Below are 14932 nucleotides of genomic sequence, written 5' to 3' on the forward strand. Positions count from 1 at the left end.
ATTCACTATGAGCGTACAAGAAACCATTGATATGGTAAAAAAGATTTTCGAGAGCTATCTTGAAAATAAAAACCTCAGAAAAACACCTGAACGTTTCGCTATACTCGAAGAAATTTACTCTAGAACAGATCATTTTGATGTAGAATCACTTTACATCCAAATGAAAAACAAAAAGTACAGGGTAAGTAGAGCTACCGTGTACAACACTTTAGAACTGCTATTATCATGCGACTTGGTTACCAAACACCAGTTTGGAAAAAACATGGCGCAGTTTGAAAAATCTTATGGATTTAAACAACATGATCATATCATTTGCTTAGATTGTGGAACAGTGGTAGAATTTTGTGACCCACGCGTTCAGCAAATACAATCTATGATGGGTGATTTGTTAAAGTTTAACATCCAACACCACTCGCTTAACCTTTACGGAAACTGTACTCGTTTACAGGATGGCTATTGCGAATCAAAAGAAAATAAAAATTAATTCACTTACACTTACATATCTGACCAATAAATAATGGCTGTTGATGTTTTATTAGGCCTTCAATGGGGCGACGAAGGAAAAGGCAAAATTGTTGATGTTTTAGCTCCCAAATATGATTTAATTGCTCGCTTCCAAGGCGGACCAAATGCTGGGCACACCCTGGAGTTTGACGGAAAAAAGTTTGTTCTAAACACCATTCCATCAGGAATTTTTGAAGCCAATACCATGAATTTAATTGGTAATGGAGTTGTGATTGATCCAATTATCCTGAAAAAGGAAATTGACAAATTGAAAGATGCAGGAGTTGATTTATTAGCGAAGAAAAATTTAATGATTGCCCGTAAAGCGCATTTGATTTTACCAACGCACCAATTACTGGATGCTTCTTCTGAAAAGAAAATGGGCGACAGTAAAATTGGTTCTACGCTTAAAGGCATCGGTCCAACTTATATGGACAAAACTGGCCGTAACGGTTTAAGAGTAGGCGATATTTACCTTCCGGATTTTAAGGCTAAATATGATAAGCTGGTGGAAAAACACCGTTCTATTTTAGGAAACTATGGTGATGTGGAAGATTTCTCTGAAAGAGAAGCAGCTTTCTTTGATGCCATTGAATTATTAAAAAAATTCCCTCATGTTGATAGCGAGCATTTAGTTGCTCAATACTTAAAAGAAGGCAAAACTGTACTTGCAGAAGGTGCTCAAGGAACCATGTTAGATATTGATTTTGGTTCTTATCCTTTTGTAACTTCGTCAAATACCACAACCGCTGGTGCTTGTACTGGTTTAGGTATTGCACCAAACAAAATTGGTGAGGTAGTTGGTATTTTTAAAGCTTATTGTACCCGTGTTGGCGGTGGTCCGTTCCCTACTGAGTTAGAGGATGAAGTTGGAGAAGAATTAAGAAAAGTTGGTCATGAATTTGGTGCTACCACTGGCAGACCAAGAAGATGTGGATGGATTGATTTACCAGCTTTAAAATACGCGATTATGCTTAACGGTGTTACTCAATTGGTAATGACAAAAGCTGATGTTTTAAGTGGTTTTGAGAAAATATACGCTTGTACCCATTATAACTATAATGGCGAAGTGATTGATTACATGCCTTACGATATCTGCAGCATTAAACCAGAGCCAATTTGGGAAGAAATTGACGGCTGGAAAGAAGATTTAACAGGAATTAGAGAGCCAAACGAAATCCCAACAAAGTTACAGGCGTACATTGATTATTTAGAAAAACAATTGGAAGTGCCTATCAAGTATCTTTCTGTTGGGCCAGACCGGGTGCAGACCTTGATTTTAGGATAATTTCTTTTAAACTGATATTTTCGAAAGCGTTCTGAGATAATTGGAACGCTTTTTTTTGTTTTAGTCAGGTTTTCCCTAAACATTACTTTAAGACCTTAACTTGTTAGTGTGCTGTCTCATACCGTCGACATGAAGGGATTTTTTATATTCACTATACAACTTCCCGTTCGTCACCTCGAGGACACGAGAGGTCTCACACATAAGTCACCTCATTGCAAAACTGAAACATCACATGAAATGTAGAATTAAACTTTAAACCAATTCCTTCAAAATCTGTTTTACCAAACCCGGACCTTCGTAAATAAATCCAGTATAAATCTGAACTAAAGAAGCACCGGCTTCTAACTTTTCTTTAGCATCTTTTCCGCTGTGAATGCCGCCTACCCCAATAATAGGAAATGACTTGTTCGATTTTTCAGACAAGTACCTAATTACTTCTGTTGAGCGTTTAGTTAATGGTTTACCGCTTAACCCTCCTGCTTCACCTTTTAGTTTTTCAGACGATTGTAAATTATCTCTAGAAATGGTGGTATTACTAGCAATTACGCCTGCAATTTTTGTTTCCTGAACAATTTCTACAATATCGTCGAGCTGATCATCTGTTAAATCAGGTGCAATTTTCAGTAGTATTGGCCTAGAGATATCGTTCTTCTTATTTCTTTGTTGTAAGGTATTAAGAATATGCTTTAACGGTTCTTTTTCTTGCAATGCTCTTAAACCTGGCGTATTTGGCGAACTTACATTTACAACGAAATAATCAACCACATCAAATAGCGCATCAAAACACTTGATGTAATCACTTACTGCGTCTTCATTTGGTGTGTTTTTATTTTTACCGATGTTGCCACCAATAATTAACCCATCTCTTTTTACCGATTGTAATTTGCGGGCTAAAACTTCTACACCTTTGTTATTGAAGCCCATCCTATTGATCAAAGCTTCATCAGCAGGTAAGCGGAACATCCGTGGTTTATCATTGCCAGGTTGTGGCAAAGGCGTTACGGTACCAACTTCAATAAAACCGAAGCCAAAGTTTGCCAATTCCTCTATAAATTCTCCATTTTTATCAAAACCAGCAGCTAAACCAACTGGGTTTTTAAAATTTAAACCAAAAACATTACGCTCTAATTTTTTATCCTCAAAAACGAAAAGACTTTTGAGCAAACGAGGCAATCCCCACACCTTTTGAGCAATTTTTAAAGAATCGGTAACGGTATAGTGAATTTGTTCGGGGTCGAACTGAAAAAACAGAGGCTTAACTAGTTTATACATGTTGCAAATTTAATATTAAAGCGGATAGCTTTTCAAATTAATCCGTTTTTGTAGATCAAAATTTTCCCATAAAAAAAACCTCAAAGCTTAGCTTTGAGGTTTTCTAATATTTATTAAATCAAGTCAAATAAAATTAAATCTTTTATTATCCTTTTAAATGTCCAATTAGCAAATTCGCCAACTCCACACCAATTCTTTCTTGTGCCTCATTAGTTGCTGCTCCTATGTGCGGAGTTAACGAAACTTTAGGGTGTTGTAATAAAGCAACTAATGGCGTTGGCTCGTTATCAAAAACATCCAAACCAGCAAAAGAAACTTTACCGCTATCTAACGCTTCAATTAAAGCTTGCTCATCTATTGTACCCCCTCTAGAGCAGTTTACAATACCTACTCCTGGTTTTACTTTTTCAAATTCCTCTTTACCTAAAACTGGCTTTTCTGTAAATGGAATGTGAAGAGAAATAAAATCAGCTTCAGCTAAAAGTGTATCTAAACTTACTTTTTTTACTGGCACATCTACTTTAGTACCACCAGAAAGTTCCAATTGTAAAGTTGCTGGAATATCGTATAAATCGAAAGCCAAAACATCCATACCTGCACCTAAAGCAAGTTTTGCAGTTTCTTTACCAATACGTCCAAAACCAATAATACCTAATTTTTTACCCTTAAGCTCTACACCTTTTGCGTAAGCTTTCTTTAAGCCGTTAAAGTTAGTAGCTCCTTCAACAGGCATTTTACGATTTGCATCGTAAACAAAACGTACGCCGTTAAAAAGATGAGTAAAAACCAACTCAGCAACAGATTGTGAAGATGCTGCAGGTGTGTTTTCAACTGCAATTCCCTTACTTTTTGCGTAAGCCACATCGATATTATCCATACCAACACCACCTCTACCAATCACCTTTAAGTTTGGGCAAGCATCAATTAACTCTTGTCTAACTTTGGTAGCACTTCTAACTGTAATCCCATCGTAAGCGTTTAGCTTCGCAGCCAACTCTTCTTGTGGAATATTATTTGTATCAACCTCAATTCCGGCGTCTTCTAATAGTTTTTTTCCTATTGGATCAATTCCGTCGTTTGCTAAAATTCTCATTAATTTATCTATTTTTTGGATTTGGTTTTTAAACGTTTTTTGCTGCAAATTCTTTCATTGCATCAACTAATACTTGAACACTTTCAATTGGTAAAGCATTGTATAACGAAGCTCTAAAGCCTCCAACACTTCTGTGTCCTTTAATTCCAACGCAGCCTTTTTCTTCTGCAAATTTTAAGAAAGGTTTTTCCAACTCTGCATTCTCCATTACAAAGCAAACACTCATGTTTGAACGATCTTCTACCGCTGCGGTTCCTTTGAATAATGGATTTCTATCAATCTCTGTATATAACGCTTTTGCTTTCGCAATGTTTTCTTTTTCTATCGTGGCAACGCCACCTTTAGCTTTTAACCATCTTAAATTCAACATAGAAACGTATACAGAGAACACTGGAGGTGTATTGTACATAGATTCTGCATCTATTTGCTTTTGGTAATCTAACATAGATGGGATTGTACGACCTGATTTACCCAAGATATCGTTTTTAACGATCACTACGGTAGCGCCAGCCGGACCAACGTTCTTTTGAGCACCAGCGTAAATCAAATCGAAATCAGCAACGTTTATTGCCTTACTAAAGATATCTGAAGACATATCGGCAACTGTTCCAACAGAAGTTTTTGGAAAATTGTGCATTTGCGTACCATAAATGGTATTGTTTGAAGTACAGTGAAAATATGCACTATCAGCCGCAATGGTATAATCTTTAGGAATGTAGCTGTAGTTTTTATCTTTTGATGAAGCAACAACTTCAGCATCTCCAATTAACTTAGCCTCTGCAAAAGCTTTTTTAGCCCAAACACCAGTCTCTAAAAATGCTGCTTTTTTACCTTCTGGCAATAAGTTAAAAGCAGTCATTGCAAACTGCATACTTGCGCCACCTTGTAAAAATATAACCGAATATCCTTCTGGAACGTTTAAAAGTTCTTTCACTAAACTAATAGCTTCGTCCATTACTGCAACAAATTCAGTTGCTCTGTGCGAAATTTCTAGAATAGATAAACCAGTATCATTAAAATTTAAAACGCCTTGTGAAGCTTGTTTAAATACTTCTTGTGGTAAAATGCAGGGTCCTGCACCAAAATTGTGTTTCATTTATTTAAAGTTTGGTGTAAATTATTGGGAAAACATATCGCCCAAGCCATTATACTTGGAGCGTATAATTTCTTTTGTGTGATGCTGGGCGTCATTCTTTATAGAATTAAGTCGCAAATTTATGATAAACATTGGTGAAGTCCTATTTTTTTTTAAAATTTCGTAATCAATCTCACATTCAGTTGCCTTGATGTTAAATAGTTTGGTATTGCATACTGGTTATTATTAACGTCTGTAACCCATAAATATGATACCGTATTATTAATATTTAACAGATTGAACACTTCTGCATAAATAATTATTGATTTAAAATACCTTGCTAAAAGCGCTGGCTTATGTAAACTTTCGGGGTCTAATATATCTTTTGAGAAGCCGATATCCAGCCTTTTATAAGCCGGGATATTATAAGTTTGCTGGTAACGTTCTGTAGCGGGCGGACCAGTAGGCAATTTTGAACCATACAATAAATTTAAGTGCACTTTATAGGTTGGGCTATTGAACAGCCTATCTTGAAAAAACGCGGAAAAGTTAATCCGTTGATCTGTTGGTCTTTTGATATAACCGGGGTAAATAGTTTGTGTACTTCCATCCGTATTTTTTTTGATGTAAGAATCGCCTTTGATATCTTCGGCCGTTTGCATAATTGAAATCCTAAAAGACGATTCCAGATCTTTTACAAACTCTCCGCTAATTCTAAAATCGGCACCCATGGCATAACCCTTGGCTTCTTGGTCTGCAAAATATCTTATCCTTAGGTTTTCAATATCGTATGGCGTTAGGTTGTACAAACTTTTATAATAAGTTTCTGCCAAAAAATTAAGCTTGGTGCCCAAACCTTCAAACTTACTATCAGAGGAAAGCACAAAATGAAGTGATTTTTGCGATTTGGTGTTGGGGTTTAAGCTACCATCAAAATTACGGGTTTCCCGATAGAACGGAGGTTGTGCGTAAAGTCCTGTTGCAAAACGATAAACGCTATTTTCGTGAGCCTTTGGTTTATAGGCGAAAACAACCCGTGGGCTAACAATAAACTCGTTTGTATAATTATTATAATTGAATCGAAGTCCCCCAGTGAAAGAAAGCTGAGAACTAATATCGCTTGTATTTTGCACATAACCCGTGTACCTAAGTGTGTTTACAGTGTTTGAGGCATCCACAGACTGGCTAAGCACAAAATTATTATACGTGTTCGGAATTGCGAAACCAGCAGAATCAATCAGCTCAAACTCTTTTAGCTGATCAGCAATTTTATCGTACTGAAATCTTAATCCCGTTTCCCAAAAAGACTTTCTGGTACTGTAGTTCAGTTTCAGTTCAGAGGCATAAACATCTGCTTGAAGTTCATTTCTCCCGTAGTTCTGATAAGCTCCTATCCCTCTATTTGCTTTTACCTGACCAAAAGTTCCGCTAGCGAAATCATTCTCGATCTCGTCGAAAATATAAGTACCTAAAATATCGAAATTCTCTTTTTCAGTAATCAGGAACATGGAATTAATCCACTTAAAATTCACTTTCTCGCTCAGCGTACTGTTTAAAGTAAGCGCAGCCACCACGTTTGTATATTGATCTTGCTCCTGCCCTTCGTAATCTACATTTAGTCTTAAAATCTCGTTTAAAGTCCCAAATTCCGTACTTCGGGACTGGGGCACCAAACCAAACTTACTGCTGTTATAGGCACCAAAAAAGTTCAAACTGTTTTTTTTGCTGATCTGGTAATTCAGCAAGCCTTGTAAATCATGAAATTGTGGCTGGTACGCACCAACAACCGGTTGTGCATTCAATATAAATTTGTTCTGCTTATTTCTGTAACCGATAGCACCACTAAACTTACCCTCTTTTACAAAGGCAGTGGCAGAAACCCCGTTTGTACCGATACCAAAAGTATATTTTACGGAATCTGTAGTTTTGTACTGCACATCCAACACAGATGAAAGCTTATCGCCATAACGGGGTGTAAATCCGCCAGCAGAAAACTTCACATTTGAAACCAGATCGGGATTAATTAAGCTTAAACCTTCCTGTTGCCCGTTGCGGACTAAATAGGGTTTGTAAATTTCAACATCGTTGATGTAAATTAAGTTTTCATCGAAATTACCTCCCCTAACAGAATACTGGGAACTTAGCTCGTTGTTAGTAGAAACGCCGGGCAACTGTTTTAAAATCGATTCGAAACTTTGAGATATATTTGGATTGGAGCTTGAAAGCTTAGCATCGACCTTAATCATTCCTGTGTTACGCACAGATTTATCACTGATTACAACCTGTTTTAGACTTCTTAAATCTTTGATTAAAACTATATTGAGTATTTTATTAGATTCTTTATCAACCTTTAAATCAATAGTTTGGGTCTGATAACCTAAATAGGTAATCAACACCTGATAAACCCCAGCCTTTAATCTAAAATTAAACTCTCCTTGGTTATTTGAACTCGTAGAAACCTGTGTTTCTTTTACAGATAGGTTAACACCGGCAAGTTCTTCGTTTTCTGTATTACTCACTTTACCCGATATTTTATGCACAGTTTGTGCATCTAAAAACACAGGCAACAGCAATAGAAAGAAGAAAAACTTAGCCATTTAAAAAAAATCAGGCCGTTAAAATGTCTGGAGATATATTTCTTAATTCGGCAATGGTATGCGCTGGATCAGCCGAGCCAAAAACTGCGTTACCCGCTACCAAAACATTTGCGCCAGCTTTTAAAAGTGCCAAAGAATTATGGTTACTAACGCCACCGTCAACCTCAATCATTAGGTCTGGGTTCAGCTCCATAGCCATTGCTTTAAGCTCTCTTATCTTTTGGTAACTATGCTCAATAAATTTCTGCCCCCCAAAACCGGGATTAACCGTCATAATTAACACCAAATCCAACTCTGCTAAAATATCTTTTAACAATAGCACAGGTGTATGCGGATTTAACGCCACACCAGCTTTACAACCCAATTCTTTGATGTTTTGAACTGTACGATGTAGATGCGTACAAGCCTCATAATGTACGGTAATGATATCCGCACCTACTTCTTTAAACTCTTTCAGATAACGATCTGGGTTAACAATCATTAAATGGACATCTAAAGGCTTAAGGGCAAAGTTTTTTACTGCAGCAATTACAGGGAAACCGAAAGAAATATTAGGTACAAAAACTCCGTCCATTACATCTACGTGAATCAACCCTGCTTCACTATCGTTAAGCATTAAGATATCGTCTTCGAGGTTGGCAAAATTTGCAGAAAGAATTGAAGGGGAAATAATTGGCTTCATATGCCAAATATAACAAATAAGCTTTCTTTTAGAAATTATATCTAAACACAAATAAGCCCGTTATTTTAGATATATTTATCATTAATTTATGCGGTACTTCATTCTTCCATTATTTCTTTTTATCGGATGCACATTAAAAGCACAAGTTTATAATGCTTCTGAAATGTATGTGCATTTATTTTCTCCCGCACCTATTGCAGATATTGAAGCAGTGAGCAATGCCGCAAAAGCAAAACTTAATACGGTAAAGAAAGAAGTTGAGATTGAAATCCCTGTAACAAGTTTCACTTTTAAGAAAGCTTTAATGCAGGCCCATTTTAATGAAAAGTACATCGAAAGCGCAAAATACCCCAATGCAAACTTTCATGGAAAATATACTGAAGAAATCGATTTAAGCAAAGACGGTGTTTACACACTGCATTTTAACGGAAAATTCAATATTCACGGTGTTACCAAAGCAAAATCAATAGCTTGTACGTTCACTGTTAAACAGCAAAAGATAATTTTTGACACCAACTTTAAATTACTGACTGCCGATTATAAGGTTAAAGCACCCGATGTGATCTACCGCAAAGTTGGGCAGGAAGTTACCATTGATGCAACGGGAGTTTTAACAAAAATTTGACGTCGTTCTTCGGCTAAGCTAAAAACGTAATTTTTCTCAGGTAATTCCTTTATACAATTCTTGTGGGTAATTATGCTCGCGTATTCCTATATACATTCCACCGGTTCAACATCTGGTAAAATGGAACCAAACAAAAAAACGCCTAGATTTTCAACAAATCAAGGCGTTTCATTTATCCGTTATGCCTTCGGACTTCCGTCATCAGACTTCGGACTTAAATTATGCGTCAGCTTTTGGAGCTTCTTCTTTTGGTGGACGAGGCAATAAAGCTTTACGAGAAAGTTTTAATTTACCTTGCTTATCAACATCCATCAGTTTAACTTTTACTTCGTCACCTACTTGGAAAATACCATCCATAGTTTCGTAACGTTTCCAGTCAATTTCAGAAATGTGCAATAAACCATCCTTACCCGGCATAATCTCTACAAATGCACCAAATGGCATAATAGATTTCACTTTACCTTCGTAAACTTCGCCAACTTCTGGCTTAGCTACAATGTTTTTGATACGCGTAGTTGCTTGGTCAATAGCAGCTTTGTTATCCGCAAAAATCTGAATGTGTCCTTTGTTATCTTTCTCCTCAACAGAGATTGTAGCGCCAGTTTCACGTTGCATTTCTTGAATAATTTTACCACCCGGACCTATGATTGCACCAATAAATTCTTTATCGATAACCAAAGAAACAATACGTGGAGCGTGAGGTTTAAAGTCTTCGCGTGGTGCAGACATTGTTTTATCAATCTCGCCTAAAATATGTAAACGACCATCTCTTGCTTGAGCTAATGCGTTAGACAAAACTTCGTAGCTTAAACCGTTCACTTTCAAGTCCATTTGACAAGCAGTAATACCGTTTTTAGTACCAGTTACTTTAAAATCCATATCTCCTAAATGATCTTCATCACCTAAAATATCAGATAAAATAGCGTATTTTCCAGTTGCTTCGTCAGAGATTAAACCCATAGCGATACCAGAAACCGGAGCTTTCAATTGAATACCAGCATCCATCAAAGCTAATGTACCCGCACAAACGGTAGCCATAGATGAAGAACCGTTAGATTCTAAAATATCAGAAACAATACGGATGGTGTATGGATTTTCAGCATCAGCAGGCAATACTTTTTTAATTGCTCTCATGGCTAAGTTACCATGACCAACTTCACGACGGCCAACTCCTCTGTTCGGACGAGCCTCGCCAGTTGAGAAAGCAGGGAAATTATAGTGCAATAAAAACTTGTTGTAACCATTAATGAACGCACCATCAATCATTTGCTCATCAGATTTTGCACCTAATGTAACCGTAGTTAATGATTGTGTTTCGCCACGAGTAAAAATTGCAGAACCGTGAGCAGAAGGCAAATAACCTACTTCGCTCCAAATTGGTCGAATTTCAGTAGTTTTTCTTCCGTCTAAACGAATTCCTTCATTCAATAATAATGCTCTTACGGCATCATACTGTACATCATGGAAATATTTTTTAGCTAAAAACTTATCAGATTCTGTAGCTCCTTCTGGCAAAGCATCTAAAACTTCTTTTTGGATAGCCTTAAATTGTGCAGAACGATCGTCTTTACCTGAGTTTGATTTAGCAACTGCGTAAACTTTATCGTAAGTATCAGCAGTAATTTTTGCTTTTAATTCTAAATCGCTGTTTTCGTGAGAATAAGTTCTTTTTTCAGTTTTACCAACTAAACGACCTAACTCAACCTGTGCAGCAACTTGTTTTTTAATGGCTTCGTGAGCAAATTGAATCGCTTCAATTAAATCAGCTTCAGCAATTTCATCAGCTTCACCTTCAACCATGTTAATGTCCTTTGCAGAACCAGCAACAATAAATTCTAAAGTAGCTCTTTCCAACTCAGAACGAAGTGGGTTAATCACCAGCTTACCGTCGATTTTTGCCACACGAACTTCAGATATTGGTCCGTTAAACGGGATATCCGAAACAGCTAAAGCCGCCGAAGCTGCCAAACCTGCCAATGCATCAGGCATAATATCTTTGTCTGATGAAATTAAAGAAATCATCACCTGCGTATCAGAATGATAATCTTCTGGAAATAAAGGACGTAAAGCCCTATCAACGATTCTCGAAATTAAAACTTCGTAATCAGATAATCTGGCTTCTCTTCTTAAGAAACCTCCAGGGATACGACCAGCTGCCGCATATTTCTCCTGGTAATCAACGGATAAAGGAAGGAAGTCGACACCTTCTTTTGCATCTTTGTTACTAACAACAGTAGCCAATAGCATGGTATCACCTTGTTTCACAACCACCGAACCATCAGCTTGTTTAGCCAATTTTCCAGTTTCGATCTCAATGATACGGCCATCGCCTAAATCAATCGACTGTTTAAACACATTTAAACTCATATTTATTATTTTTATCGGTGCAAAAATACAGTTTTATATCTGTTTTTCAGACGGGTTATGAAAAATGTTTGATTTTGAAGCTGAGTGTCATCCTAAGCGGAGTCGAAGGGTGGCGGAGTGGCAATCTCCGTGTTCTTTTGTATTTGCTTTATTAACCGAAAGACCAAAAAAATCATCATGTTATCCTGAGCGGAGTCGATTGTGAAAAGGTGCTGTTGTGCAAGCAATTCCCGACAGTCTTGCTTTACGCTGTACGCCGTTTGTCCGCCGACTGACGAACAATCCGGGCCGTCGCTTCAATCCAGTTTATTTAACGCGGGGTTGGTGGGGATTTACTTTGGTTTTACCTGCAATGTCCAATATTCTCATGCCGTCATCGCGAAGCCGAAGCGATGGCTTGTGCGAAGGCGTTGTGGCGATCTGTATGTTTATTACACTAGCTTTATTAACCGATGAACCGACAATTAAAGAGTCTAAAGACTCCGTTTTATTTGTTAATCCGTAGAGACGCTTCGCTTAACTCTATACGTAGAGTTTCTATTTTCCTTTTACTTCTTGCTTTAAAATAATATTTTTCTTGCCACGACCAGTTTTAAGTGCTTCAAAATAACCTAAAGCAGAGTCAAGTGTAGAATTCGGTTTGAAAATTAAATTCCTGGTCGAATCGGACAATTCTTTAATTTCATAGTCTAAACCGAAATATTTCTTAGCTGACTGGTAAAAAAACTCGTATTCTCTGTATTTATCTGGATTATATTTCTTAACAAGTTTTTGGTAAGAGTTAGCTATTTTAGCGTTATTATTTGCCACCTTCAGATTCTCATTACTTTTATTCACTTCCACACCATACATGTTGGTAGTTTCATCCAAATTATCTTTAAATGACTTTTGAAGGCTTAAACAATTTTCAAGCTGAATTTTCAAACTTTCTTTTTCTAAATACCAAGAATTCGCTGACTTAATGATATCACTGATAGTAACCTTCTTCCCGTCAGTCGTATAAGAATTATCATTTTGAAGAACGGCTAATGAATCTATTCTTAACTTATATTCATTTTTAGTTGAATCACTAGCTTGCTGCAATTTTCCAATGAGAATATTTTTGCTTTCTAGGTCTGCTTTAAGAAATGAATTGTTCATAAGTAACAAAGCTATTATCGTCATAGCGATAATTATTAACAAACAGCAAAATTTGAGAACATTATTATTTCTTTTCACTTCTAAAACTCCTTTCCACGTTCTGTTTGAAATTTTCTAAATCTTCCTTAGTTACAAGTTTATTATTATCCTCACAGTCTTTTAACTCTGTCTTCAAATCTCGTTGCATGTTATCGAATGCTCTATCTTGTTGATGAGTTTTTTCGTTAAATTCTTGTTGTAAATAAAATTTAGTGATTTGATATGAAGCCGTGATGGTAATACCGACTAAAAAAACTATAACCGCAATAACAGTCGCTATAAACTTGTCTGGCTCAGTTATTTTTGCTCCAAAAAAAGAGTTTGAGATTCGACGTCGAGGCTGTTGCATTTAAAAATAAATTCTTTTTCAAAAATACAATTATTTATTTCTTAAAAAATATTCTAATAAATTAAACCCACTAGCGCAAGTCTTAGCGAGTTTGTTCAAATCAGGGGCTGACTTGTGCATAAATTATCTGTTTGTTCTATACTAACTTTTATAAGATTCCAATTATATAAAACACAAGTCCCTTAGCGCTCTTTGCCTTCACTTGTAAGACTTGCGCTAGATAGTATATCAACAATTAAAGAGTATGGAGACTCAGTTCCATTTCTTAATCCGTAGAGACGCTTAGCTTAACTCTACGACAGTTGATAAGGCGAAGACTTTTCATTTTAATCCTAAAAGATTTCTCTTAACTCTAAGGACCAGCGGTCTGATAAAATAAAAAATCTATATCTTTAGATTGAATTGTATATGAGCAAAATATTAACAGAGAAAAACAGTGTTAGATTACTGTCATCTGGATTTATTATTATTTTTATTGGGATAGTGCTTTTTTTATGGAAAGAGTCTTTCACAACGCATGAAGAAATTAATTCCGAAAAAGTCGCTAACTTTTCTGATTTTATAAGCGGTATTACAGGATCAATTTGGTCTCTTGCTGGGGTGATTTTATTTTACGTTGCCTTAACTGAACAAAGAAAAGACATTAAGATAAATAGAAGAACATTATCTCTTCAAGTAGATGCTTTAAACCAACAAATTAAAGAATTTGAATTACAAAGAAACGAACTCGAAGAAACAAGAAAGGTATTTACAGAACAAAGTATTACCTTGAAAAATCAAAGGTTTGAAAATACTTTTTTTCAATTAGTAAATTTACATCACGAATTAGTTGACAAACTAAGTTTTAGTATAACCAATAATTCACTTACTAGATATATAGAAAAAAGAGAAGTTATTTCAAGTGCGTTTAGAAGTTTAAACCAACATATCCAATCTTTAAATGAAATTGACAATAATGATGGAGCTGGTGGGTTAATCACTTTTGATAATCCTCCAACTAATGTCAATGAAGCCCAAAGTAGGCTTAATGATGCTTATTATAAATTTTATTACGAAGACAATAAACAAATTCTAAGTCATTATTTTAGAAACATATATCATATTTTTAAATTTATATATTTATCTAAACTTATTGAAGATAAAGAAAAACAGTTTTATGCTTCTGTTCTTAGAGCACAGCTTTCATCGGAAGAACTTTTTCTATTATTATATAACTCAACTCAGAGAGGACTTGGCTACCCTAATTTTATGTTCTTAATCCGGGAATTTGATTTAATGCAAAATTTCGATTTTACTTTAGCCTTTGAATATCCTTATCACAAAGAGATATATTTAAAATTAAAAAATTCTGCTAAACCAAAATTCAATTTTTAACCCCGACTGTCCGAAGTCTTAAGCGAAGCGTGACTTCGGATTCAATAATAGAAAAGAGTTTCCAAACTCTTTAAAAAAACCAGTTATCCTACATGTTAACGTAGCGTATGCCGAAATAAAAATAAAGCGGATTTGTAATCCGCCTAAACCTATTTGTGAGATGCTTCCTTTCCTCAGCATGACGAAGTGTAACAAACCCTTAAAACTAGCTCCTTTTATACATTCATTAAAAAAATTGAAATAAAACATTAAATTTGATTATGGAACTCCACCTAAATATAGACTTCAAACAATTAGTTCAAATAGCTAAACAGCTTCCAAAACAAAAGTGGGACAAGCTTAACAGCGAAGTAGAGCAGCAAAAAGCAGTTGCTAAAACAACAAAGTCCGATTTAGAAAACTTTCTTTTGAATGCGCCAACTTTTTCTAAAGAGCAATTAGACAAAGTTGCAAATGCAAGAATCGAAATTAATCAATGGAGAACAAGTTAATACTCATCGATACCTCCATTCTCATTGAATTTTTCA

General features: G+C 35.9%; 13 protein-coding genes. 5 read left to right on the plus strand and 8 right to left on the minus strand.

Features of this window, described 5'->3' with window-relative positions; genetic code table 11:
• The first annotated feature begins 7 nt into the window (after positions 1-7).
• Both B176_RS0112345 and B176_RS0112350 read left to right on the plus strand, forming a co-directional pair.
• Positions 8-484, plus strand: coding sequence for a Fur family transcriptional regulator (locus tag B176_RS0112345; protein ID WP_017259128.1), 477 nt, complete (start codon positions 8-10; stop codon positions 482-484).
• Positions 485-517: 33 nt separating this feature from the next.
• Positions 518-1792 (plus strand): adenylosuccinate synthase, encoded by a 1275-nt coding sequence (locus tag B176_RS0112350; protein ID WP_017259129.1) that lies wholly within the window; start codon positions 518-520, stop codon positions 1790-1792.
• 252 nt (positions 1793-2044) lie between these two features.
• Here B176_RS0112350 and B176_RS0112355 read toward each other — a convergent pair whose 3' ends face one another.
• The 5 genes from B176_RS0112355 to rpe all read right to left on the minus strand — a co-directional run bounded on the left by B176_RS0112355 (position 2045) and on the right by rpe (position 8511).
• Positions 2045-3064 carry a quinone-dependent dihydroorotate dehydrogenase gene (locus tag B176_RS0112355; RefSeq protein WP_017259130.1) on the minus strand — a complete coding sequence of 340 codons (1020 nt, stop codon included), beginning with the start codon at positions 3062-3064 and terminating at the stop codon, positions 2045-2047.
• A 145-nt stretch (positions 3065-3209) separates the two neighbouring features.
• Positions 3210-4157 (minus strand): D-2-hydroxyacid dehydrogenase, encoded by a 948-nt coding sequence (locus tag B176_RS0112360; protein ID WP_026063309.1) that lies wholly within the window; start codon positions 4155-4157, stop codon positions 3210-3212.
• Between the two features lie 28 nt (positions 4158-4185).
• Positions 4186-5253, minus strand: a complete 1068-nt coding sequence (gene serC / locus B176_RS0112365) for a 3-phosphoserine/phosphohydroxythreonine transaminase (protein ID WP_017259132.1) — start codon at positions 5251-5253, stop codon at positions 4186-4188.
• 152 nt (positions 5254-5405) lie between these two features.
• Positions 5406-7829, minus strand: coding sequence for a TonB-dependent receptor (locus B176_RS0112370; RefSeq protein WP_017259133.1), 2424 nt, complete (start codon positions 7827-7829; stop codon positions 5406-5408).
• Between the two features lie 10 nt (positions 7830-7839).
• Positions 7840-8511: a ribulose-phosphate 3-epimerase gene (gene rpe / locus B176_RS0112375; protein ID WP_017259134.1), complete on the minus strand. Its 672-nt coding sequence runs from the start codon at positions 8509-8511 to the stop codon at positions 7840-7842.
• Positions 8512-8599: 88 nt separating this feature from the next.
• On the opposite strand from rpe, the gene B176_RS0112380 reads away from it, so the two are divergent.
• Entirely contained in the window at positions 8600-9136 is a 537-nt protein-coding gene (locus tag B176_RS0112380) for a YceI family protein (RefSeq protein WP_017259135.1), read from the plus strand.
• Between the two features lie 219 nt (positions 9137-9355).
• Here the strand turns inward: B176_RS0112380 and B176_RS0112385 are convergent, their stop codons facing one another.
• The 3 genes from B176_RS0112385 to B176_RS0112395 all read right to left on the minus strand — a co-directional run bounded on the left by B176_RS0112385 (position 9356) and on the right by B176_RS0112395 (position 13031).
• Positions 9356-11503, minus strand: a complete 2148-nt coding sequence (locus B176_RS0112385; RefSeq protein ID WP_017259136.1) for a polyribonucleotide nucleotidyltransferase — start codon at positions 11501-11503, stop codon at positions 9356-9358.
• Between the two features lie 537 nt (positions 11504-12040).
• On the minus strand, positions 12041-12667 hold the full coding sequence (locus B176_RS0112390) for a hypothetical protein (RefSeq protein WP_154647980.1): 627 nt from the start codon (positions 12665-12667) through the stop codon (positions 12041-12043).
• Positions 12668-12707: 40 nt separating this feature from the next.
• Positions 12708-13031, minus strand: coding sequence for a hypothetical protein (locus B176_RS0112395; RefSeq protein WP_017259138.1), 324 nt, complete (start codon positions 13029-13031; stop codon positions 12708-12710).
• 408 nt (positions 13032-13439) lie between these two features.
• On the opposite strand from B176_RS0112395, the gene B176_RS0112400 reads away from it, so the two are divergent.
• Entirely contained in the window at positions 13440-14405 is a 966-nt protein-coding gene (locus B176_RS0112400; protein WP_017259139.1) for a putative phage abortive infection protein, read from the plus strand.
• A gap of 260 nt (positions 14406-14665) precedes the next feature.
• Positions 14666-14896, plus strand: coding sequence for a hypothetical protein (locus B176_RS0112405; RefSeq protein ID WP_017259140.1), 231 nt, complete (start codon positions 14666-14668; stop codon positions 14894-14896).
• Positions 14897-14932 lie beyond the last annotated feature (36 nt).

The organism is Pedobacter arcticus A12 (assembly GCF_000302595.1).
Taxonomy (GTDB): domain Bacteria; phylum Bacteroidota; class Bacteroidia; order Sphingobacteriales; family Sphingobacteriaceae; genus Pseudopedobacter; species Pseudopedobacter arcticus.

Bases quoted from the DNA above. Each gene is read 5' to 3' on its own strand.
- B176_RS0112350 (WP_017259129.1), top strand. From the start codon at position 518: ATGGCTGTTGATGTTTTATTAGGCCTTCAATGGGGCGACGAAGGAAAA.
- B176_RS0112405 (WP_017259140.1), top strand. From the start codon at position 14,666: ATGGAACTCCACCTAAATATAGACTTCAAACAATTAGTTCAAATAGCT.
- B176_RS0112380 (WP_017259135.1), top strand. From the start codon at position 8,600: ATGCGGTACTTCATTCTTCCATTATTTCTTTTTATCGGATGCACATTA.
- B176_RS0112355 (WP_017259130.1), bottom strand. From the start codon at position 3,064: ATGTATAAACTAGTTAAGCCTCTGTTTTTTCAGTTCGACCCCGAACAA.
- B176_RS0112400 (WP_017259139.1), top strand. From the start codon at position 13,440: ATGAGCAAAATATTAACAGAGAAAAACAGTGTTAGATTACTGTCATCT.
- B176_RS0112395 (WP_017259138.1), bottom strand. From the start codon at position 13,031: ATGCAACAGCCTCGACGTCGAATCTCAAACTCTTTTTTTGGAGCAAAA.
- B176_RS0112385 (WP_017259136.1), bottom strand. From the start codon at position 11,503: ATGAGTTTAAATGTGTTTAAACAGTCGATTGATTTAGGCGATGGCCGT.
- serC (WP_017259132.1), bottom strand. From the start codon at position 5,253: ATGAAACACAATTTTGGTGCAGGACCCTGCATTTTACCACAAGAAGTA.
- rpe (WP_017259134.1), bottom strand. From the start codon at position 8,511: ATGAAGCCAATTATTTCCCCTTCAATTCTTTCTGCAAATTTTGCCAAC.
- B176_RS0112345 (WP_017259128.1), top strand. From the start codon at position 8: ATGAGCGTACAAGAAACCATTGATATGGTAAAAAAGATTTTCGAGAGC.
- B176_RS0112390 (WP_154647980.1), bottom strand. From the start codon at position 12,667: ATGACGATAATAGCTTTGTTACTTATGAACAATTCATTTCTTAAAGCA.
- B176_RS0112370 (WP_017259133.1), bottom strand. From the start codon at position 7,829: ATGGCTAAGTTTTTCTTCTTTCTATTGCTGTTGCCTGTGTTTTTAGAT.
- B176_RS0112360 (WP_026063309.1), bottom strand. From the start codon at position 4,157: ATGAGAATTTTAGCAAACGACGGAATTGATCCAATAGGAAAAAAACTA.